Genomic DNA, 21,183 nt, shown 5'->3' on the forward strand with positions numbered 1-21,183 from the left:
GGTGTCAGAAGAACTCCGACCACGGCTGGTCCCAGATCTGCTTCACGCACAGGACGAGGAAGAGCAGGCCGGCGACGGCGAGCATGGCGTTGCTCAGCATGCCGTTGCGCCATTCGGCGGGCGTGCGGGCGGAGTTGAGCAGCCACATCAGGGTCAGGGCGAGGAAGGGAAGGAACGCGGCGCCCAGCACCCCGTACAGGATGATCAGGCGGAAGGGCTGGCCTTCGAAGAGCAGCACCATCGGCGGGAAGGTCAGCCAGAGGAGGTAGGCGCGGAAGGGCCAGGACTTCTCCCGGGCGCCGGACGCCACCTCCTCGCCGGAGGCCGGGGACGCCAGGGAGGCCGGGGACGCCGCGGAGGTCCCGGCGCCGGGGGCCGGCCCTGCCGCGCGGTCCTTGCGGAAGCGTTCCACGAAGTCCGCGAACATCAGGCTCACCCCGTGCCAGACGCCGATCAGCGAGGTGAACGACGTGGCGAAGAAGCCGATCAGGAAGAACTTGGCCGTCGCGGTCCCGTACTCGTCCTCCAGGATGTCGCTGAGCTGGACCAGCCCCTTGTCGCCGGAGGCGATGGCCACGTTCGCCGAGTGCAGCAGTTCCGCGCCGACGAAGAGCATCGCGACGACGAAGATGCCGGTGGTGATGTACGCGACGCGGTTGTCGAGGCGCATCACCTTCATCCAGCCGGTGTTGGTCCACCCCTTGGCGTTGACCCAGTAGCCGTACGCGGCGAGCGTGATCGTGCCGCCGACGCCGCCGATCAGGCCGAGGGTGTTGAGGACCGAGTCCTTCTCGTCGGGCAGGACCGGCAGCAGGCCGGCGAACGCGTCGCCCAGGTTCGGGGTGACGCGGACCGCCAGGTAGACGGTGACGACGAACATGACGCCGACCAGGACCGTCATGACCTTCTCGAACACGTCGTACTTGTTGAACCAGACGAAGACGAGGCCGACCAGCCCGGTGAGGATGGCCCACCACTTGAGGTCCATGACGTCCGGGAAGAGCGCCTGGAGCGGCAGTCCCGACGACGACATCGCCGCGGCGCCGTAGACGAAGCCCCAGACCACGACGTAGACGACGAAGAACCACGACGTCCAGCGGCCGAGGCTCGCCCAGCCGTCGAAGAGGGTGCGGCCGGTGGACAGGTGCCAGCGGCCCGCCGCCTCGGCCAGCGAGATCTTGACCAGGCAGCCGACGACAGCGGCCCACAGGAGTGTGTAGCCGAAGTTGCTGCCCGCGATGAGGGTGGCGACGAGGTCACCGGCGCCCACGCCGGTCGCGGCGACGACGATGCCGGGTCCGATGTACTTCCAACTCGACTTCCGGGGGCGGGAGGTGACCTCGCCTGACGCTGACTTCCCAGTGGTCTCCGACATGACGTTCAAGGAAGCGTAAAGCGGCCGGGGGCACAAGGGGGCGTGCTGTGAAGAGACCCGGTCGAGCGTGTGCGGTGGCCGGGCCGCCGCGGTGCCGTCCGGCGCCGACAGTACGGGGTGCCGCCGGGCTCCGTCCGGCCCGGTCCCGCCTGCGTCGCCCGGTCGGCCCGCGCGCGTACGGTCCCGGGCCGAGCGGGCCCCCGCGTACAGTGCCCGGCTGATTTTCGGCCGGTTCCCGCCGCCGACCCCTCGACCCTGCTTGACCTGACCATGCCAGACGCTCACGATGAGCGCCACACCCGCACCAGGCACGTCGCCATGGACCACCCCCCGCTCCACTCCCCACATCCGGCGACCCCGGATTCCCTGGAGAAACTAGGAGACTTCATGCGACTTCGCATACGAGGCAGCGGCGGCAGAAGCGGCCGGCGCAGCGCGGCACTCGCCACCCTCCTCGCCCTCGCGCTCGCCGCCCCCATCACCGCCACGGCCACCGACGCCACGGCCACCGGCGGGCGGGCCGCAGCCCCCTCGGCGGACGACATCCGCCAGTACGAGATCCACCAGGGCACGACGCCGGTGACCCGGACGGCGATCCAGCGCACCGGCGTGACCGTGGACGAGGCCGACGAGGAGACCGTCGTCGTCTCGGGCCGCGCGGACCAGATCAAGAAGCTGCGGCAACTGGGCTACGACGTCTCGCTCCTGGGTTCGGCGCCCGACCGGACCGACGGCTCGGACGTGCGGCTGCTCGACTTCCCCTCGGCGGACTCGAAGTACCACAACTACGCCGAGATGAACACGGAGATCAACCAGCGGCTCGCCGCCTACCCGGGCATCATGAGCAAACGGGTGATCGGCAAGTCCTACCAGGGCCGGGACATCGTCGCCATCAAGGTCAGCGACAACGTCGCGAGCGACGAGGCCGAGCCCGAGGTACTGTTCACCTTCCACCAGCACGCGCGCGAGCACCTGACCGTCGAGATGGCGCTCTACCTGCTGCGCGAACTCGGCGCGGGCTACGGCTCCGACTCCCGCGTGACGAACATGGTGAACAACCGCGAGATCTGGATCGTCCCGGACCTCAACCCGGACGGCGGCGAGTACGACATCGCGTCCGGCTCGTACCGCTCCTGGCGCAAGAACCGCCAGCCCAACAGCGGCAGTTCGTACGTCGGCACCGACCTGAACCGCAACTGGAACTACAAGTGGGGCTGCTGCGGCGGCTCCTCGGGCTCCACCTCGTCCGAGACCTACCGCGGTTCCGCGCCCGAGTCGGCTCCCGAGGTGAAGGTGGTCGCCGACTTCGTACGCGGCCGGGTCGTCGGCGGCAAGCAGCAGATCACCGCCGGGATCGACTTCCACACCTACAGCGAGCTGGTCCTGTGGCCCTTCGGGTGGACCTACTCGGACACCGCGACGGGCATGACGGCGGACGACCGCAACGCCTTCGCGGCCGTCGGCCAGAAGATGGGCGCCAGCAACGGCTACACGGCCGAGCAGTCCAGCGACCTCTACATCACCGACGGCTCGATCGACGACTACCTCTGGGGCAGCCAGAAGATCTTCGCGTACACCTTCGAGATGTACCCGCGGTCCGGTGGCGGCGGCTTCTACCCGCCCGACGAGGTCATCGAGCGGGAGACGTCGCGCAACCGGGACGCGGTACTGCAACTCCTGGAGAACGCCGACTGCATGTACCGCTCGATCGGCAAGCAGGCGCAGTACTGCGCGAGCTGACCGGCCGTCACTCCTGGAAGTAGGCGTCCAGGACGGCGTCGAGCTGCTTCTCCCACTCCGGGAAGCGCGCCCGGGACGCCGCGTCGATCTCGAGCGGGTACCAGCGGCGGTCCGGCGTGTGCACGGTGACGGTGAACCGACGTCCCCAGCGCGGCGACTCGGTCTCGACGGCGCCGATCTCGTCCCAGCGGAACTCGGCCTCCTGGTCGTCCAGCCGCAGCACCACGCCGCGGCGGTCGGCCCGGACCGAGGCGCGCCGGTCGGAGGCCTCGAAGACGGGGCCTCCGGCCTCCCCGTCCTCGTCGGCGGGGGCGTCGCCCGGCGTCTGCACCCCGGCAGCCGGGGCGTCCTCGGGGGCCGTCTCCTCGGGAGCGGCCTCCTCGGACTCCTGCTCGGGCGTCGCGTCGACGGGGTCCGTCCCGGCCTCATCGGCCGGGTCCTCGGACGTCACGGGCGCGGGTGACGTGATCCCGGGGACGTACGCCGGATCGACCGCGGCGGCGGGGACGACGGGCACGACGGGCACGTCCGGGGACTGGCTGCTCGAACCTATGCGCTGCTCCACAGCGGGCAGTATGGTCGAAGATCCTGTGCCGGGCACAGCCAGCCCCCGTTTAGCTGCACGGCTGTTATACGAAGAGGCTGAGAACCGCCGCCACCGCGAAGCCGGCCACCGACAGCACGGACTCCAGCACCGTCCACGACTTGAGGGTGTCGCGCTCGGTGATGCCGAAGTACTTGGCGACCATCCAGAAGCCGCCGTCGTTCACGTGCGAGGCGAAGATGGAGCCCGCCGAGATGGCCATGATGACCAGCGCGACGAACGCCTGCGAGTGGTCGCCCTCGGCGAGCAGCGGTGCCACGATGCCGGCCGTGGTGACGATGGCGACGGTCGCCGAGCCCTGCGCCACCCGCAGCACCACGGAGATCAGGTACGCGAGGAACACCACCGGCAGACCCACGTCGTTGAAGGTGTCCGACAGCGCCTGGGCGACGCCGCTCGCCTTCAGCACGGCACCGAAGACGCCGCCCGCGCCGACCACCAGCAGGATGTTGCCGACCGGCTTCAGGGACGAGGTCGACACCCGCTCCAGGGACTTGCGGGACCAGCCGCGCCGGATGCCCAGCAGGTAGTAGGCGAGCAGCAGGGCGATGGTGAGAGCGACGAACGGGCTGCCGAAGAACTCGACGACCGAGCGGCCGGTGGACGGGTCGAACGCGATCGAGGAGAACGTCGCGGCGAGGATCAGCACCAGCGGCGTACCGATGATGCCGAGGACCGTGCCGAGCGGTACGGGCTTCTCCTGCGGCTCGACGCCCGCGGCGCGCTGCTCCTCCGCGACGGCCCGCTTGGCCTCGTCCGCGGCCTCCACCATGTCCTGCGGTACGGCGACGAAGATGCGCCGGCCGATCCAGGCCGAGAAGACCCAGGCGGCGAGGACGGCCGGGATGCCGCAGACGATGCCCATCAGGATGACCCAGCCGAGCTGGACGTGCAGCAGTCCCGCGGCGGCCACCGGGCCGGGGTGCGGGGGCAGGAACGCGTGGGTCATCGACAGGCCGGCGAGCAGCGGCATGCAGTAGAGCAGGATCGACTTGCCGGAGCGCTTGGCGGCGGCGTAGACGATCGGCGCGAGGACGAAGATGCCGACGTCGAAGAAGACCGGGATGCCGAAGATGAGGCCGGTCAGGCCCATGGCCAGGGGCGCCCGCTTCTCCCCGAAGAGGTTCAGCAGCCGGGACGCCAACACCTCGGCGCCGCCCGAGACTTCGAGGATCGCGCCGAGCATGGTGCCGAGCCCGATGATGATCGCGACATGGCCGAGGATGCCGCCCATCCCGGACTCGATGACCGAGACGGCCGTGGACTTCTGGACGGTGCCGAAGAGTTCGGTGACGGACAGTCCGGCGGCGAGGCCGACGGCTATGGAGACGGCGAGCAGGGCGACGAACGGCTGGAGTCTGACCTTGATGATCAGCAGCAGCAGGAGGGCGATGCCGAGGGCGGCGACCGTGAGCAGGCCGGCGGTGCCGTCGAGGAGCAGGAGCAGGCCACCGGTGTGGGGTGGGATCTCGGGAGCGGGAGGTGCGGCGGCGAGCAGGGGGGACGACATGGTGGTCCTTTGTTTCGTAAGTGCATGAGGCTTTCGGGCAGGGGGTATCGCGGTGCGGCGCCCCGGGATGACGGGCGCCGCACCGTGACGACGTACGGTGTGCGGGGAGTTGAGGGAGCGTCAGCCGAGGACGGCGAGCGCGTCGATCTCGACGAGGAGTCCGGCCGGCAGTCCGACGTAGACCGTCGTGCGGGCGGCGGGGGGCGCGGTGAGGCCCTGCTCCTCGAAGTAGGTGTTGTAGATGCCGTTCATCTCGGCGAAGTGGTCCACGTCGGTGAGGTAGACGCGGATCATCATCACGTCGTCCCAGCTCGCGCCGCCCTCTTCGAGGATGGCCTTGACGTTGTCGAGGGTCTGCAGGGTCTGCTCGCGCAGGCCCGGGCCGACGGGCGTCGGGGGCTGCCCCTCGACGGCGGGCAGGAAGCCGACCTGTCCGGCGACCTGGAGGATGTTCCCCTTGCGGACGCCGTGCGAGAACCTGGCGGGCGGCGTGGTGTGGGTCTTCGGGGTGAGCGCGGTCTTCTCGGTCATGCGGGGTCCTTTGCTGGGGTCTTGCCGGAGTACTCGCGGCTGATGGCGTCCGCGGTACGGCGCACCAGCGGGAGCAGCGTGAGGAGTTCGTCGGCGGTGACGACGACGTTCGGGGCGGACACCGACATCGCGGCGACGACGCGTCCGTCGGCACCCCTGATGGGGGCGCCCACGCAGTTGATGGACTCCTCGTGGCCACCGAGGTCGGTGGCCCAGCCCTGTTCGCGCACCGTCGCCAGCTCCTTGAGGAAGGCGGGCGCGCTGGGGGTCGAACGGGCCGTGTACATGGGGTAGTCGAACTTCTCCGCGAGGGCGCGGCGTTCGGCCTCGGGCAGGTCGGCGAGGAGCAGCTTGGCCACGGCGGCGACGGTGATGGCCACCGGCTTGCCGATCCGCGAGTACATGCGCACCGGGTAGCGGCTCTCCACCTTGTCGATGTAGAGCACCTCGCTCTCCTCGTACACCGCGAGGTGGACGGTGTGCCCGCAGGTCTCGTTCAGTCCGACCAGGTGGGGGTGGGCGATCTCCCGGATGTCCAGGTTCTCCACGGCCTCCTGCGCGAGCGCGAAGAGGCGGGCGCCCAGGCGGTAGCGCTGGTCGGACTGGCGGTAGACCAGCCCGTGCTCGTGCAGGGTGCGCAGCAGCCGCAGGGCCGTGGACTTGTGGACGCCGAGGCGCTCGGCGACCTGCCCGAGGTCGGCGGGTCCCTCGGCGAGCAGCGGCAGGATGCTCAGCGCTCGGTCGACGGTCTGGCTCATGGGGTGCGTACCTCCTCGTCGGCCCACGCGACGGCTTCGGTCCAGCCGGGGCCGAGTCGAAGTGTCTCCCACGCCCGGTCGTCCAGGGCGGCCAGCCGGTCCGCGTCCGCGCGGGCGCAGGGCGCGGCGAGGTCGCCGGGGACGGTGAGGGCGGCGGCGGCCGTCAGGTGGCCGTGGCGCAGCCGCTCGCGGGCGGGCAGTCCGCGCAGGGTCGCGGAGAGGAACCCGGCGGCGAAGGCGTCGCCGGCGCCGACGGGGGCGACCACGTCGACGTGCAGGGAGGGGACGAAGGCGGCGGTGTCGCCGTCGAAGAAGGTGGCGCCGCGCTCGCCCTGCTTCACGACCAGGGCGGCGGGCTCGGGCAGCGCGGCGCGTACGGCGGCGGGTCCGCCGGTGACGCCCCAGGCGGCCTCGGCCTCGTCCTCCCCGACGAAGACGAGGTCGCTGCCGCGGGCGAGGTCCAGCAGGACGGCGCCGGCCTCCTGCCCCTGCCACAGGTGGACGCGGTGGTTGACGTCGAAGGAGACGAGGGGGCGGCCGGGGCGGGGCGCGGTCAGTTCGCGGAGCAGGGCCAGGCAGTCGCCGGAGAGCGCGGCGGTGATGCCGGAGAGGTGAAGCACCCGGCCCGAGCGGACGGCGTCCAGGTCCACGGTGTCGACGGCCATCGCGGAGGCGGCGGACCCGGCCCGGTAGTACGCCACCTCGTGGGCGTCGGTGGCCCGGTCGCCGGCGGTGCGGAAGTAGATGCCGGTGGGGCGCTCGGGGTCGCGCCGTACGGCGGAGGTGTCGACGCCGTAGGAGGTGACGGCCTCGACCAGGTGATCGCCGAAGCCGTCAGCGCCGACCCGGCTGACCCAGCGGGTACGGTGCCCGGCCGAGGCGAGGACGCAGGCGACGTTGGACTCGGCGCCGCCGATCCCCCGCTCGAAGGAGGGGACGTCGGCGAGGCGTCCCGGGCGGGACGGCAGGAACGTGACCATGGACTCGCCGAGGGCGACCACCTCGGCCGGGCCGTCGAGGCCGTCGAGGCCGTCGGCGGCGCGGTGCCCGGTGGTTGCCGGTCCGTTGGTGGTCACGTGGGATCAGACTCCTCGCATGCTCCGGGTCCACGGCACCGTTGACCCTGCGTTGGCTGGGATGTTAGACAGCAGTAAGCGACATACGCAATGACCGTTGCACATAGCGCAACGGAACCCGAGGAGGAGGCTCCATGGCCGCCGACACCACCGCCACCGAAGCCGTCGCCCGCCTGGCGGCGGAGCGCGTCGACCACCGCTTCAAAGGCCTCCCCCCGGACGCCGAGGGCCTGACCGTCGGCGAGCTGGCCGCCCAGCGCCGCAACCTCTTCACCGGCGGCTTCACCACCCCCGTCCTCGCCCTCTCCGCCGAGCGCCTGCGCCACAACCTCGCGCTGATGGAGACGTACGCCGCCCGCCACGGCCTGGCCTTCGCCCCGCACGGCAAGACCTCCATGGCCCCCCAGCTCTTCCAGCGGCAGATCGAGCACGGCGCCTGGGGCATCACCCTCGCGGTGCCCCACCAGGTGCGCGTGGCACGGGAGTTCGGCGTCCGGCGGATCTTCCTCGCCAACGAACTGGTCGACGCGTCCGCCCTGCGCTGGATCGCCGCCGAGCTCGCCGCCGACCCGTCCTTCCGCTTCGTCTGCTACGTCGACTCGGTGCGCGGCGTCGAGCTGATGGACGCCGCGCTGCGGGGTACGGCGCGTCCCGTGGACGTCGTGGTCGAACTCGCCGCCGGGGAGGGCGCCCGCACCGGCGCCCGCACGGAGGCGGACTGCGCCGCGGTCGCCGACGCGGTGGCCGCCACCGCCACGCTGCGGCTGGTCGGCGTGGCGGGTTACGAGGGCGAGGTCCCGGACGCGACCCCGGACCGCGTGCACGCGTGGCTGCGCCGGCTCACCTCGCTGGCGGCGGACTTCGACCGGGCGGGCCGCTTCAAGGACCTGGCCGCGGACCGCGGCACCACCGGCGACGGCGACTCCGACGGGATCATCGTCAGCGCCGGGGGCAGCGCCTGGTTCGACGCCGTGGCGGACGTGTTCGCGCAGCTCCCCGAACTGTCCCTGCCGGTGCTCAAGCTGCTGCGCTCCGGCGCGTACGTCTCCCACGACGACGGCCACTACAGCAGGCTCACCCCCTTCACCCGGGTCCCCGAGGAGGGCGCGCTCCAGCCCGCGTTCCGTCTCTGGGCGCAGGTCGTCTCCCGCCCCTCCTCGGAGCAGGCGTTCGCCAACGCGGGCAAGCGCGACGCCGCCTACGACCTGGACCTCCCGGCGGCCCAGGTGGTCCACCGCGACGGCACCGAGCACCCGGCCACCGGCGTCACGGTCACCGGTCTCTCCGACCAGCACACGTGGCTCACCACGACCCCGGAGGCGGACCTGCGCGTCGGCGACTGGCTCGCCATGGGCCTCTCCCACCCGTGCACGTCCTTCGACAAGTGGCAACTGATCCCGGTCACGGAGGAGGACGGCACGGTGACGGAGTACGTACGGACGTTCTTCTGACGGCCGCCGGGCACGGGGGCGCGCCGAGCCCACCGACAGCACCGCGCGAAGCAGGTCCGGTGGGCCGAGCCGGCGCCCTTCGACAGCACCGCGCGAAGCGCGCCATACGGGCCGAGACGGGTGGTCGTGGGTGGGCAGGCACCGCGCGGAGCGCGGGAAAGAAGCGGCACGGGCGAAGCCCGGAAATCCGCGCCGCAGGCGCGTGAACACACGGCACGGGCGAAGCCCGGAGACCCGCGCCGCAGGCGCGTGAACACACGGCACGGGCGCAGCCCGGAGAGGGAAGGAGACGCCCACCATGGACCTGGTGATCAGAGACGCCACCGTCGTGGACGGCACGGCCACACCCCCGTACAGAGCAGACGTAGGCATCCACGAAGGCCGCATCACAGAGATCCACAGAACCGGCACCGGCACCCGCACCCCCCTCCCCGGGGGAACCAGAACCCTGGACGCGTCCGGCCTCGCCCTCTCCCCCGGCTTCATCGACATGCACGCGCACAGCGACCTCGCCCTCCTGACGGACCCGGACCACAGCGCGAAGGCCGCCCAGGGCGTCACCCTGGAGGTCATCGGCCAGGACGGCCTGTCGTACGCCCCCGTCGACGACCGCACCCTCGCCGAGGTCCGCCGCGCGATCACCGGCTGGAACGGCCCCGGCGACGACGTCGACTTCAGCTGGCGCTCGGTCGGCGAGTACCTGGACCGCCTCGACCACGGCTTCGGCGGCGAGGGCATCGCCGTCAACGCCGCGTACCTGATCCCGCAGGGCACGGTCCGGATGCTCGCCGTCGGCTGGGGCGACCGGGAGGCCACCCCCGGCGAGCTGGACCGCATGCGGCGGCTGGTGGCCGACGGCATGCGGGAGGGCGCGGTCGGCATGTCCTCCGGGCTGACGTACACCCCCGGCATGTACGCGAAGGACGCCGAACTCACCGAGCTGTGCCGGGTGGTGGCCGAGCACGGCGGTTACTACTGCCCCCACCACCGCTCGTACGGCGCGGGCGCCCTCGCCGCGTACGAGGAGATGGTGGCCCTCACCCGCGAGGCCGGCTGCCCGCTCCATCTCGCGCACGCCACCATGAACTTCGGCGTGAACAAGGGCAAGGCCCCGGACCTGCTGGCCCTGTTGGACGACGCGCTCGCCGCGGGCGCGGACATCAGCCTGGACACGTACCCCTACACCCCCGGCTGCACGACCCTCGTGGCGATGCTGCCGAGCTGGGCGAGCGAGGGCGGCCCGGCGGCGACCCTCGCCCGGCTGGCGGACGACGCGACGGCGGCGCGGATCCGGCACGCCGTGGAGGTGGTGGGCTCCGACGGCTGTCACGGGGTCCCCATCGAGTGGGACACGATCGAGATCTCGGGGGTGAGCGACCCCGCCCTCGCGCCGTACGTCGGCAGCACCGTCCAGCAGTCCGCCGACCGGCTCGGCGAGGAACCCTGGACCACGGCCCGCCGGCTCCTCGTCGCCGACGGTCTCGGCCCGACGATCCTCCAGCACGTCGGCCACGAGGAGAACGTCCGCGCGATCATGCGGCACCGGGTGCACACGGGCGGCTCCGACGGCATCCTGCGGGGCGACAAACCGCACCCGCGCGCGTACGGCACCTTCCCGCACTATCTGGGCCACTACGTGCGGGAGTTGGGCGTCCTCTCGCTGGAGGAGTGCGTCGCCCACCTCACCGCGCGGCCCGCCGCCCGGCTGCGGCTGCCCGACCGCGGCCTCGTACGCGAGGGCTACCGGGCGGACCTGGTCCTCTTCGACCCGGACACGGTCGCCGCAGGGTCCACCTTCGAGGCGCCGCGCACGCTGCCGACCGGCATCCCGCACGTCCTGGTCGACGGCCGCTTCGTGATCGAGGACGGCCGGCGCACCGACGTCCTGGCGGGGCGGGCGGTCCGCCGTACGGCCTGAACCGCCCGCCGGTCGCCTACGGCCTGGGCAGCGTGCACCCGCTGCGGCTCAGGTCGATCTTGTTGTCGATGCCGACGCACGGCACGATCTGGTAGGTCTCCTGGCCGTAGTTGATGCCCTGCCGGACGGTGACGTTGCCGCTCGCGTCCACCTCGCACGGGTTGTTGTCCGTGCAGCGGGCGCCGTCCTCGTTGCCGGTGTTGTTGACGGCGACGACCTTGCCGGTGGCGCTGTCCACGACGGGCGAGCCCGACGTGCCGCCGATGGTGTTGCAGGCGGAGGTGTAGCGAACCGAGTCCTTCCAGGTCCACTGCCCCTCCTTGAGGCGGTAGGCGAACCCGTCGATGTTGCAGGTGTAGATCCGCTTCCAGTAACCGGACACCACCTTGATCGCGGTCCCGGCGACCGGGTGCGCGGCGTCGAGGGTCAGCGCGCCGATCCCGTACGAGCTCCTGATCTGCGCGTAGGTGCGGGTGAGCTGGTAGATCGAGATGTCCGTGTCGGTCATCGTCGCGTACGCGATCTTGCTCGCGCGCAGGGTCGCGACCCGAGTGCCCGCGGAGTTGAGGAGGCTGAAGGTGCGGCTGGACGGCCGGTCGACGAGGACCTCGCCGGCCGCCGGGAAGCCGGTCTCCAGGCAGTGGCCGTTGGAGAGCACGAGCGCGGGGTCGTCGTCCTCGGACCCGGGCGTCCGCACGACGGAGCCGGAGCAGTTGCTGAGCGCGACGGTGCCGGCGAAGTCGACCGCCTGCACGGCCGGCGCCGGTGCGGCCTGCGCCGGTGCGGCCTGCGCCGGGGCGGTGGGTGCCGCCGCCGTCCGCCCGGCCGGTACGGGCGCGGGCGCCGCGACCGCGGGTGCCACGCCCGTCCCGGCGATGACCAGGGCGAAGAGCGCGGCGACGAGAGGCTTTCTCATGTGGGGGTCCCCTCTGTTTTCTGTTGTCCCGACAGACGGGCGACCGGAGGTCTTCCGGCCGTCTCCGTTTGTCATGCGCATTGTGAAGGGACCCCCGCCGGGGCGACAAGGAGCTGTTTCCGGCCGCCGCCCGGCGCATTCCGGCTACCCCGGCCGCCTACTTCGGGCGCTTGGTGGAACCGGGTCCGCGGCCGGGCTTGCCGTCCTCGCTCCGGGTCGGCTCGGCCGTGGCGGAGGAGGCCGTGGGCGTCGCCGGGGCCGTCTGTACGGGCGCCTTCGGCTCCGTCGCCTTCGTGGCACCCGCGGAGGGGCTCGTGGTCGTGGTCGTGGTCGTGTTCGTGGTCGCCGTGGACCCGGACGGCGAGGCCGAGGGCGACCGGTCGGCGGCGGAGGGGCGCTCCGAGGAGGAGCCGGCGGGCTCGGCCGCCTCGCGCGTACCGGTGTTTTTACCCTCACCGTGCGGCCGCCGCGGAGCCGGCGAGGAACCGGAGTCGAAGGCCCCGGCGAGCACCGCCGCCAGCAGCACGGCGCAGCCCGCGCCGGCGCCGATCGCCGCCCGGCGCAGCGTCCGGGTGCGGCGGCGCCGCAGCAGGCGGGCGTGGCGGCCCGGCTCCTCGGCGGGCTCCTCGAGGACCGAGGCGTCGTACAGCTCCACCGCCGTACCCGGCCCGTCGTACGGACCCGCCTCGCCGTACGGGTCCGCGCCCGCGTGCGCGTCGTGGGCCCCGTCACCCCCGTGGGCGTAGGAGTCCTGCCAGCCGTGCGCCGCGGCCGGATCCGCGTACGCCTCGTATGCGGGCGTCGCGTCCGCGTCGCCCTGCGGGAGGTACACGTTCGGTGGACTCTCCGGTCCGCCGCTCTGCCATGACATGGCCGCGCATTGTAGAGACCGCAAGGGCTTGCGGCGTAGTGGAGCGACAAATCGACCGAAGCCGGACGTCTCACGTGGTGGAAAACACCCCCCACGACCCGTTACGCGGCCGTAAGCTCACCGCATGCAGGTGATCCAGTCCACGAAGCTCGCCAACGTCTGTTACGAGATCCGGGGCCCGGTTCTCGAGGAGGCGATGCGGCTGGAAGCGGCAGGCCATCGCATCCTCAAGCTGAACACCGGCAATCCGGCGGCGTTCGGCTTCGAGTGCCCGCCCGAGATCCTGGAGGACATCCTCCGCAACGTCTCCTCGGCGCACGGCTACGGCGACGCCAAGGGCCTGCTCGCCGCCCGCCGGGCCGTGGTGATGCACAACCAGACCCTGGGCATCGAGACGGACGTCGAGCACGTCTTCATCGGCAACGGCGTCTCCGAGCTGATCGTGATGGCGATGCAGGGCCTGCTGGACGACGGCGACGAGGTCCTCGTGCCGGCGCCGGACTACCCGCTGTGGACCGCCGCCGTGTCCCTGTCCGGCGGTACGGCCGTCCACTACCACTGCGACGAGCAGTCGGACTGGATGCCCGACCTCGCCGACGTGGAGCGCAAGGTCACCGACCGCACCAAGGCGATCGTCATCATCAACCCGAACAACCCGACGGGCGCGGTGTACGACGAGGCGGTGCTGCGCGGGCTGACCGACATCGCCCGCCGCCACAACCTGCTGGTCTGCTCCGACGAGATCTACGACAAGATCCTCTACGACGGCGCCACGCACACCCCGACCGCCGCCGTCGCCCCCGACCTGCTGACCCTCACCTTCAACGGGATGTCCAAGTCCTACCGGGTGGCGGGCTACCGGGTCGGCTGGATGTCGATCTCGGGACCGCGGGCGCACGCCGACTCGTACATCGAGGGCCTGACGATCCTGGCCAACATGCGCCTGTGCGCGAACATGCCGGGCCAGCACGGTGTGGTCGCCGCGCTGAGCGGACGCCAGACGATCAACGAACTGGTACTGCCCGGCGGGCGGCTGAAGGAACAGCGGGACGTGGCGTACGAGCTGCTCACACAGATCCCCGGGGTGAGCTGCGTCAAGCCGAAGGGCGCGCTGTACCTCTTCCCGCGCCTGGACCCCAAGGTCTTCAAGATCAAGGACGACCGGCGGATGGTCCTGGACCTGCTGCGCCAGGAGAAGATCATGGTCGTCCAGGGGACGGGCTTCAACTGGCCGGAGCCCGACCACTTCCGGGTGGTCACCCTGCCGTCGGTCGCGGACCTGACCTCGGCGGTGACCCGGATCGGCACGTTCCTGGACGGCTACGGCCAGATCTGACGCTCACACCCTGTGCCCGTCCGTCCGGTCTCCGTGAACCGACTCAACTTTAGACGAAATCCAAGCTAGGATGGTTTCCTGACAGCACAGGAGGCCTTCCCATGTACGAACCGATCCGCACCAAGTCGGTCCACAGCACGGCTGACGGCCCCAACCCCGACTTCCCGCACCGCTCCCGCGAGGAGGAGCTGGACATCCAGCTCGCCGGCCATCTCGGCGCCCTGCTCGCGGTGACGGACGACCTGCGCGCGCTGGCCCCCTCCGCCGATCTCGACCAGGCGGCCGAGCGGCTCGCCGCGCAGGTGGCCCGGCTGCGCCGCGGCCAGGCGCCCGTGCGCGCCTCGGTGGCCGCCGCGGTCCACGAACCGCACCTGGTGATGCTCCACCAGCGGGCGCACGCGCTCGCCGGACGCGCCCTCGTCGTCGCCGCCTCCCGCGCCGACACGGCCGCGGCGATCCTGGCGGCCGAGCGGATGGACGCCCACGCGGCGGCCGTCGGCCCCCGCGAGCTCGCCTCCCACTGAGCCCTCCCGGCTCCCCCGATCGGCCCCGGTCCGCGCGCACCCGCAGCGACGTGCGGACCGGGCGCCACCTTCCCCGTCAGCGCCGGCGTACCTCGACCTGCGCCGACGCGGTCGCCCCCACGTGCAGCGCGTCACCCGCGTAGCTCAGGGTGTAGGTGACCGTCCGCGTGGTCCGCGGCAGGTCCTTGACGGTGAACGTGCCGTCGGCCCCGACCGCCACCGACGACAGCGCGCCGGAACCGAGCCGGTCGGTGCGCTCCACCCGCACCGTCGCGCCGGGTTCCAACGCCGGTCCCTGCCGGCCCAGCGTGCCGGTGATCTCGACCCCGCCGCCGAGAGTCGCCTCGTCCGGAGCCGTCAGCGTGAGCGTCGTCGACGCCTTGGCCACCGGGACCGTCAGGCTGACGCCCTCGGCCGGCCGGTGCGTGAGGTCGCCCAGGTAGGACACGGTGTACGTCGCCTCCCCCACCGCGTCCGGCTCGTCCAGGACCGTGAAGGTGCCGTCGGCCCTGGCCTCCACAGAGGCCAGCCGGTGCGTCCCGGACGCGTCCGTGCGTACCGCGGAGACCTTCACCGGATCGACCGGGGCGGTGCCGTCCAGGGTGAGGCGGCCCCGGACGGCGAGCGCCTCGCCGACCACGGCCCTGCTCGGCGAGTGACTCAGTCCGCCGGTGAAGCGGGAGTCGTACTGGGCGGCGGGCGGCTGGATGACGTGCAGCCAGTACTCGCTGCCGGACGCGTTGGTGGTGACGGCGAACAGCCGCGTCCCGTCCTTCGACCAGCCGAGTCCGCGCGGCGCGACCCGGTCGCCGTCGAGGCTGCCCTCGAAGGCGAACTCCAGCGGCGCGGCCGCGCTCCCCGGGTCCGCCTTCTGCACGAGCAGGTCGGCCGTACTGCCGGAGGCGGAGGCACCGCGGGCGAGGTAGGTGCCGTCACCGCTGAACGCCACCGCCGACGCCGTCGCCCCGGATGGCAGCGGCGCGTAGGAGCCGTCCGCGTCGGAGAGGTCGGCGGTGTTCAGCAGGCGCGTCCCGTAGCCGGCGTCGGCGACCGCGAGCAGCTTGCCGTCCGCCGAGACCGACATGTCCTTGAAGTCCAGGGCGCCCTTGCCGTCGGCGTCCGCGAACCGCCGGGCGGCGCCGCGCACCAGGGTGTCGCCGCCGGTGTCGAACGAGGTCAGGAAGGGGTCCTTCTCCGCGCCGCTCGGTGGCTGCCCCATGAAGAGCCGGTTCGGGGCGCCGTCCCCGGTCGCCAGCTGGAGCCGTCCGGCGGCGGACCACTTGGTGTCGTAGGCGGAGCCCCCGGCGACCCCGTACAGGGTGTTCGTGTACGAGTAGCAGTCGCCGGTGTTGAAGTTCTGCGTGTACCAGACCTTGCCGCCGGAGTGCGCGACCTGGCGCCCGCAGTAGGCGTACCAGGGGGTGTACGCGTGGACGCTCCTGGTCAGCGTCTGCGTGTCGTACGCGGCGATCATCTCGTAGTTCGACGCGTAGAGCGTGCCGCTGTCCTCGCTGAGCGCCATTCCCGAGACCGGGCCGCTGGAGGTGAGCGTGGCCACCTTGCGGCCGTCGAAGTCGTAGACCTGGATGGCGCCGTCGGTGCTGCTCCGGCTGTCCTCGGTGACGTAGACGCGCTCGTGCGCCGAGTCGATCACCATCGCCGCGTACGAGGAGATCGGCAGCTTGGCCACGGAGTCCGTCGCGGCGACCGCCGCGGGCGCGGCACCCACCGTCAGACCGGCCCCCGCCATCCCGAGCGCGGCCAGCGTGGCCACCGTCCGTCCACGGCTGTGTGCGGTTGTCAACTGTGCCCCCCACAGGCTGAGTCGAGCGCCCCGCTCGTCGAGCGGGGCGCCTGTAAGGGCATGAAACAACTGTGCGGATCCGCTGGGCAAGGGGCCCGTGGGGCGTGTCGCCGTCCGGCCGGGAACCGGTGGACCCGCGTGTCGCGGTCCGGCCGGGAACCGCAGGAACCGCGTGTCGTCGTGCGGGCCCGGGGACCCGTCCGGGGTGCCGTCGTCACCGCGGCCGGCCTCGACGACGTCGCTGGTCAGGGCAACAGGCCGGCCGCGGAGCGGGGGGCGGGACTCAGCCCAGGCGCTGCACCAGCGCGCGGTACTCGTCCCACAGCTCCTTGGGCGCGTGGTCGCCGAAGGTGTTGAGGTGCTCGGGCACCAGCGACGCCTCCTCGCGCCACACCTCCTTGTCCACGGTGAGCAGGAAGTCGAGGTCGGACTCGGCCAGGTCGAGGCCCTTGGTGTCCAGCGAGCCCTTGGCGGGCAGCACGCCGATCGGCGTCTCGACACCGGCCGCCGTGCCCTCCAGACGCTCGACGATCCACTTGAGCACGCGGCTGTTCTCGCCGAAACCGGGCCACACGAACTTGCCCTCGTCGTTCTTGCGGAACCAGTTCACGTAGTAGATCTTCGGGAGCTTCGACTGGTCCTTGCCCTTGGCCACGTCGACCCAGTGCCCCATGTAGTCGCCCATGTTGTAGCCGCAGAACGGCAGCATGGCGAAGGGGTCGCGGCGCAGCTCGCCGACCTTGCCCTCGGCGGCGGCGGTCTTCTCGGAGGCGACGTTGGCGCCCAGGAAGACGCCGTGGTTCCAGTCGAAGGACTCGGTGACCAGCGGCACGGCGGAGGCGCGGCGCCCGCCGAAGAGGATCGCGGAGATCGGCACGCCCTTGGGGTCCTCCCACTCGGGCGCGATGATCGGGCACTGCGCGGCGGGGGTGGTGAAGCGCGCGTTCGGGTGGGCGGCCGGGGTCCCGGACTCCGGCGTCCAGTCGTTGCCCTTCCAGTCCGTCAGGTGGGCCGGGGTCTCCTCCGTCATGCCCTCCCACCAGACGTCGTTGTCGTCGGTGTGCGCCACGTTCGTGAAGACCGAGTTGCCCCACAGGGTCTTCATCGCGTTGGCGTTGGTGTGCTCACCGGTGCCGGGCGCGACGCCGAAGAAGCCGGCCTCGGGGTTGATGGCGTACAGGCGGCCGTCCTCGCCGAAGCGCATCCAGGCGATGTCGTCGCCGATCGTCTCGACGGTCCAGCCGGAGATCGTCGGCTCCAGCATGGCGAGGTTCGTCTTGCCGCAGGCGCTCGGGAAGGCGGCGGCGACGTACTTCGACTCACCCTGCGGCGGCGTCAGCTTGAGGATCAGCATGTGCTCGGCGAGCCAGCCCTCGTCGCGCGCCATGACGGAGGCGATGCGCAGGGCGTAGCACTTCTTGCCGAGCAGGGCGTTGCCGCCGTAGCCCGAGCCGTAGGACCAGATCTCGCGGGACTCGGGGAAGTGCGAGATGTACTTCGTGGAGTTGCACGGCCACGGCACGTCCTCCTGGCCCTCCTCCAGCGGCGCCCCGAGCGTGTGCACGGCACGCACGAAGAAGCCGTCGGAGCCGAGCTCGTCCAGGACCGGCTGACCCATGCGGGTCATGGTGCGCATGGACACGGCGACGTAGGCCGAGTCGGTGATCTCGACGCCGATGGCGGAAAGGTCGGAGCCGAGCGGGCCCATGCAGAAGGGGACGACGTACATCGTCCGGCCGCGCATGGAGCCGCGGAAGAGGCCGCCCTCGCCGCCCTGCCCCTGGAAGATCTCCCGCATCTCGGCGGGCGCCTTCCAGTGGTTCGTCGGGCCGGCGTCCTCCTCCTTCTCGGAGCAGATGAACGTCCGGTCCTCGACCCGCGCGACATCGGTCGGGTCGGAGGCGGCGTAGTAGGAGTTCGGGCGCTTGATCGGGTCGAGCTTGCGGAAGGTGCCCTTGCGGACGAGCTCCTCGCTCAGCCGCTCGTACTCCGCCTCGGATCCGTCACACCAGACCACGCTGTCCGGCTGGGTCAGTTCGGCGATCTCGTTCACCCACGAGATCAGTTCCTGGTGAGAGGTGGGGACGACGGTGGGAGCCGCGATGTCGCGCGCCACGATTGCTCCTAAATGAGGGGTTTTGTTGTTGAATGCCCCGTGGGGGCCGCGACCCGGATGCTTCACGGTGATGGATCATGGGCGCTCATCCGGTGCCGACCGCACTCATTTGATCATCCGACGCATCCGCCCATATGTCCAGAGGGCCTCACACCTGAGCGGCGTGAGCATCACCACTCACACGAGGGTTTCCCCGCGGACTTTCGGGGTTCCCCTGAAGGACCCCCGCGGCGGTGTCCGCGACATCACGTGAGACGCTGGCCACTATCGACCCGCGGCTGGGTACTGCTGACGCGTAACTTACGGTTCCGTAGGTACGATTGCCCGCATGACTGCGCCCGTCCCCGACGCGCCCACGGACTCGCCGGCCGCCGGCCGCGGGCCCGTCGAGCTCTCCCTGCCGCACCCCGTCAAACCCAAGCTCCGCGGCTGGCTCCACCTCGGCATGTTCCCCGCCGTACTCGTCGCGGGCCTGCTGCTCACCGCGCTCGCCGACACCGGCCGCGGACGGCTCGCCTGCGGGATCTACACGCTGACGGCCTGCCTCCTGTTCGGAGTGAGCGCCGTCTACCACCGCGGCAACTGGAGCCCGCGCATGGACGGTGTCCTGCGCAGACTCGACCACGCGAACATCTTCCTGATCATCGCCGGCACCTACACACCGCTGACGATGCTCCTGCTGCCCGAAGCCAAGGGCCGGTGGCTCCTGTGGGGCATCTGGGGCGCCGCCGTGGCCGGCATCCTCTTCCGGGTGTTCTGGGTCGGGGCGCCGCGCTGGCTCTACACCCCCTGCTACATCGCCATGGGCTGGGCCGCCGTGTTCTTCCTGCCCGACTTCATGCGCGCCGGCGGGGTCGCCGTCCTCGTCCTGGTCGTCGTCGGCGGTCTGCTCTACAGCGCCGGCGGCGTGATCTACGCGCTCAAGCGCCCCAACCCGTCACCGCAGTACTTCGGCTTCCACGAGGTCTTCCACTCCCTCACCCTGGCCGCGTTCATCGCGCACTACGTCGGCATCTCATTGGTGGCCTACTAGCGACGAAACTCCCCAGCGCTCCGGGGCCGCGGCCGTCCGCCGCGGCCCTCTCGCGTGTCCGGGCCCGGACGCCGGAGCCGCCCAGGGAGCCGGTGCCCGCCGTCGCCGGTGGCGGAGAATGAACCCCATGGCCGCCACCGCACACAGCTCCACCACCGCCGAGCCCCGGCCGAGGCTGCGCGAGCGGAAGAAGACGAAGACCCGGCTCGCGATCCGCGAGGCGGCCTACCGGCTGATCCAGGAGCAGGGCTACGAGGCGGCCTCCGTCGAGCGGATCGCCGCGGCGGCCGAGGTCTCCCCCTCCACGGTCCTGCGCTACTTCCCGGCCAAGGAGGACATCGTGCTCCCGGACGGAGGCGACCGGGAGACCGAGGAGCGGCTGCGGTCACGGCCCGCCGGCGAACCCTGGCCGGAGTCCCTGCGGCACGTGCTCGGGCACGTCCTCGCCGGGCGGCCCGAGGTGCTGCGGCTGCGCACCCGGCTGATGGCCGAGGTGCCCGCCGTGCGGTCCCGCACGAGGGAGCGCCTGACCGGCACCGGCCGCATGCTGTGCCGGGTCATCGGTGAGCGCACCGGCCGGGACCCGGACGCCCTCGACGTGCGCGTGTACGCCGCGGCGCTGACCGGCGCCCTGCTGGAGACCGCCGTGTACTGGGCCGAGGGCGGTCACCGCGAGGACCTCGCCGCGCTCCTCGACCGCACCCTGGACTTCCTGGAACACGGCCCCGCCCGCTGAAAACCCGGAGGCCGCCGCCCCGGCCGCCGTGGCATCCTGACCCGGTGAACGGACCGGAGATCCACGTCGAGTTCGCCCCCGAGCTGGGCCTGTTCGTCCCGCCCGCACGGCGGGCCGCCGCCACCGGGGTCGCCACCGACGGCGCCTCCACCCTCGGCCACGTCGTCGAGTCGCTCGGCGTCCCGCTGACCGAGGTCGGCGCCCTGGTCGTGGACGGCCGCGAGGTGCCCGTGTCGCACATCCCCGCCGCGGGCGAGTCCGTCCGGGTGCGCGCCGTCCGGCGCCCGCAGTCCGTACCCGGGGCGCCGCTGCGCTTCCTGCTCGACGTCCACCTCGGAACACTGGCCCGCCGTATGCGGCTGCTCGGCGTCGACACGGCGTACGAGTCCACCGACATCGGCGACCCGGCCCTCGCCGCGCGCTCGGCGGCCGAGCGGCGGGTCCTGCTCAGCCGCGACCGCGGGCTGCTGCGCCGCCGCGAACTGTGGGCGGGCGCCTTCGTGTACAGCACCCAGCCCGACGACCAACTCCGCGACGTGCTCGGGCGGTTCGCACCCCAGCTGAAGCCGTGGACGCGGTGCACCGCGTGCAACGGGCTGCTCAGGGAGGCCACCAAGGAGGAACTGGCAGACCGGCTCGAAGGCGGCACGAGCCGGTCGTACGACGTCTTCGCCCAGTGCGCCGCGTGCGGGCGCGCCTACTGGAGGGGCGCGCACCACGACCGCCTGGAGGCGATCGTGGGACGCGCCCTCGCGGAGTTCGGAAGCCACTGAGGGCGCGGCCCCCAGCAGCCCCGCCGGGCCCGGCCGGCCCGCACCAGGTCGTGTCCGCAAAGTCCCGTCGTCCGCCCGTAGGGCGGGTTCCGCGGCGTCTGGTGCGTGCTC

Annotated in this window: 18 protein-coding genes; 8 read left to right on the plus strand and 10 right to left on the minus strand. The window is 71.9% G+C overall.

Annotated elements, in window-relative coordinates:
* Window positions 1-4 precede the first annotated feature (4 nt).
* The gene (locus ACFYQQ_RS11235; RefSeq protein ID WP_355783551.1) at window positions 5-1,375 is read right to left on the minus strand and encodes an Nramp family divalent metal transporter; all 1,371 of its coding nucleotides are present in this window, start codon (window positions 1,373-1,375) and stop codon (window positions 5-7) included.
* A gap of 387 nt (window positions 1,376-1,762) precedes the next feature.
* Between ACFYQQ_RS11235 and ACFYQQ_RS11240 the strand changes: the two genes are divergently transcribed.
* Window positions 1,763-3,115, plus strand: coding sequence for a M14 family metallopeptidase (locus ACFYQQ_RS11240; protein ID WP_355783554.1), 1,353 nt, complete (start codon window positions 1,763-1,765; stop codon window positions 3,113-3,115).
* 7 nt (window positions 3,116-3,122) lie between these two features.
* Here ACFYQQ_RS11240 and ACFYQQ_RS11245 read toward each other — a convergent pair whose 3' ends face one another.
* The 5 genes from ACFYQQ_RS11245 to ACFYQQ_RS11265 all read right to left on the minus strand — a co-directional run bounded on the left by ACFYQQ_RS11245 (window position 3,123) and on the right by ACFYQQ_RS11265 (window position 7,594).
* On the minus strand, window positions 3,123-3,680 hold the full coding sequence (locus ACFYQQ_RS11245) for a hypothetical protein (RefSeq protein ID WP_355783557.1): 558 nt from the start codon (window positions 3,678-3,680) through the stop codon (window positions 3,123-3,125).
* A 64-nt stretch (window positions 3,681-3,744) separates the two neighbouring features.
* The gene (locus ACFYQQ_RS11250) at window positions 3,745-5,229 is read right to left on the minus strand and encodes a gluconate:H+ symporter (RefSeq protein WP_355783559.1); all 1,485 of its coding nucleotides are present in this window, start codon (window positions 5,227-5,229) and stop codon (window positions 3,745-3,747) included.
* A gap of 120 nt (window positions 5,230-5,349) precedes the next feature.
* Window positions 5,350-5,760 carry a RidA family protein gene (locus tag ACFYQQ_RS11255; RefSeq protein WP_355783562.1) on the minus strand — a complete coding sequence of 137 codons (411 nt, stop codon included), beginning with the start codon at window positions 5,758-5,760 and terminating at the stop codon, window positions 5,350-5,352.
* A complete protein-coding gene (locus ACFYQQ_RS11260; RefSeq protein WP_355783565.1) occupies window positions 5,757-6,518 on the minus strand; it encodes an IclR family transcriptional regulator in 762 nt (253 codons plus the stop codon). The genes ACFYQQ_RS11255 and ACFYQQ_RS11260 overlap by 4 nt, the downstream gene beginning before the upstream one ends.
* Window positions 6,515-7,594, minus strand: a complete 1,080-nt coding sequence (locus ACFYQQ_RS11265) for a sugar kinase (protein ID WP_388904264.1) — start codon at window positions 7,592-7,594, stop codon at window positions 6,515-6,517. The genes ACFYQQ_RS11260 and ACFYQQ_RS11265 overlap by 4 nt, the downstream gene beginning before the upstream one ends.
* A gap of 134 nt (window positions 7,595-7,728) precedes the next feature.
* Between ACFYQQ_RS11265 and ACFYQQ_RS11270 the strand changes: the two genes are divergently transcribed.
* Window positions 7,729-9,045, plus strand: a complete 1,317-nt coding sequence (locus tag ACFYQQ_RS11270) for an amino acid deaminase (RefSeq protein ID WP_356171071.1) — start codon at window positions 7,729-7,731, stop codon at window positions 9,043-9,045.
* Window positions 9,046-9,343: 298 nt separating this feature from the next.
* Complete coding sequence (locus ACFYQQ_RS11275; RefSeq protein WP_355793995.1) at window positions 9,344-10,963, plus strand: D-aminoacylase; 1,620 nt, start codon at window positions 9,344-9,346, stop codon at window positions 10,961-10,963.
* 16 nt (window positions 10,964-10,979) lie between these two features.
* Here ACFYQQ_RS11275 and ACFYQQ_RS11280 read toward each other — a convergent pair whose 3' ends face one another.
* Together ACFYQQ_RS11280 and ACFYQQ_RS11285 are read right to left on the minus strand one after the other, a co-directional pair.
* The gene (locus tag ACFYQQ_RS11280) at window positions 10,980-11,879 is read right to left on the minus strand and encodes a serine protease (RefSeq protein WP_388904266.1); all 900 of its coding nucleotides are present in this window, start codon (window positions 11,877-11,879) and stop codon (window positions 10,980-10,982) included.
* A 157-nt stretch (window positions 11,880-12,036) separates the two neighbouring features.
* A complete protein-coding gene (locus ACFYQQ_RS11285; protein ID WP_355793013.1) occupies window positions 12,037-12,750 on the minus strand; it encodes a hypothetical protein in 714 nt (237 codons plus the stop codon).
* A 124-nt stretch (window positions 12,751-12,874) separates the two neighbouring features.
* Here ACFYQQ_RS11285 and ACFYQQ_RS11290 point away from each other — a divergent pair, with 124 nt between their 5' ends.
* Together ACFYQQ_RS11290 and ACFYQQ_RS11295 are read left to right on the plus strand one after the other, a co-directional pair.
* Complete coding sequence (locus ACFYQQ_RS11290; RefSeq protein ID WP_355793016.1) at window positions 12,875-14,086, plus strand: pyridoxal phosphate-dependent aminotransferase; 1,212 nt, start codon at window positions 12,875-12,877, stop codon at window positions 14,084-14,086.
* A 101-nt stretch (window positions 14,087-14,187) separates the two neighbouring features.
* Complete coding sequence (locus tag ACFYQQ_RS11295; RefSeq protein WP_355793018.1) at window positions 14,188-14,610, plus strand: hypothetical protein; 423 nt, start codon at window positions 14,188-14,190, stop codon at window positions 14,608-14,610.
* Between the two features lie 76 nt (window positions 14,611-14,686).
* Here ACFYQQ_RS11295 and ACFYQQ_RS11300 read toward each other — a convergent pair whose 3' ends face one another.
* Together ACFYQQ_RS11300 and ACFYQQ_RS11305 are read right to left on the minus strand one after the other, a co-directional pair.
* Window positions 14,687-16,384, minus strand: a complete 1,698-nt coding sequence (locus tag ACFYQQ_RS11300) for an Ig-like domain repeat protein (protein WP_388904269.1) — start codon at window positions 16,382-16,384, stop codon at window positions 14,687-14,689.
* 313 nt (window positions 16,385-16,697) lie between these two features.
* A complete protein-coding gene (locus ACFYQQ_RS11305) occupies window positions 16,698-18,530 on the minus strand; it encodes a phosphoenolpyruvate carboxykinase (GTP) (protein WP_355784630.1) in 1,833 nt (610 codons plus the stop codon).
* Between the two features lie 328 nt (window positions 18,531-18,858).
* Between ACFYQQ_RS11305 and ACFYQQ_RS11310 the strand changes: the two genes are divergently transcribed.
* The 3 genes from ACFYQQ_RS11310 to ACFYQQ_RS11320 all read left to right on the plus strand — a co-directional run bounded on the left by ACFYQQ_RS11310 (window position 18,859) and on the right by ACFYQQ_RS11320 (window position 21,072).
* Entirely contained in the window at window positions 18,859-19,563 is a 705-nt protein-coding gene (locus ACFYQQ_RS11310; RefSeq protein WP_355784627.1) for a hemolysin III family protein, read from the plus strand.
* 127 nt (window positions 19,564-19,690) lie between these two features.
* Complete coding sequence (locus ACFYQQ_RS11315; protein ID WP_355784624.1) at window positions 19,691-20,299, plus strand: TetR family transcriptional regulator; 609 nt, start codon at window positions 19,691-19,693, stop codon at window positions 20,297-20,299.
* Window positions 20,300-20,343: 44 nt separating this feature from the next.
* On the plus strand, window positions 20,344-21,072 hold the full coding sequence (locus tag ACFYQQ_RS11320) for a Mut7-C RNAse domain-containing protein (protein WP_355784621.1): 729 nt from the start codon (window positions 20,344-20,346) through the stop codon (window positions 21,070-21,072).
* Window positions 21,073-21,183 lie beyond the last annotated feature (111 nt).

Origin of the sequence: Streptomyces sp. NPDC005496 (genome assembly GCF_042872045.1) — a bacterium.
GTDB lineage: Bacteria > Actinomycetota > Actinomycetes > Streptomycetales > Streptomycetaceae > Streptomyces.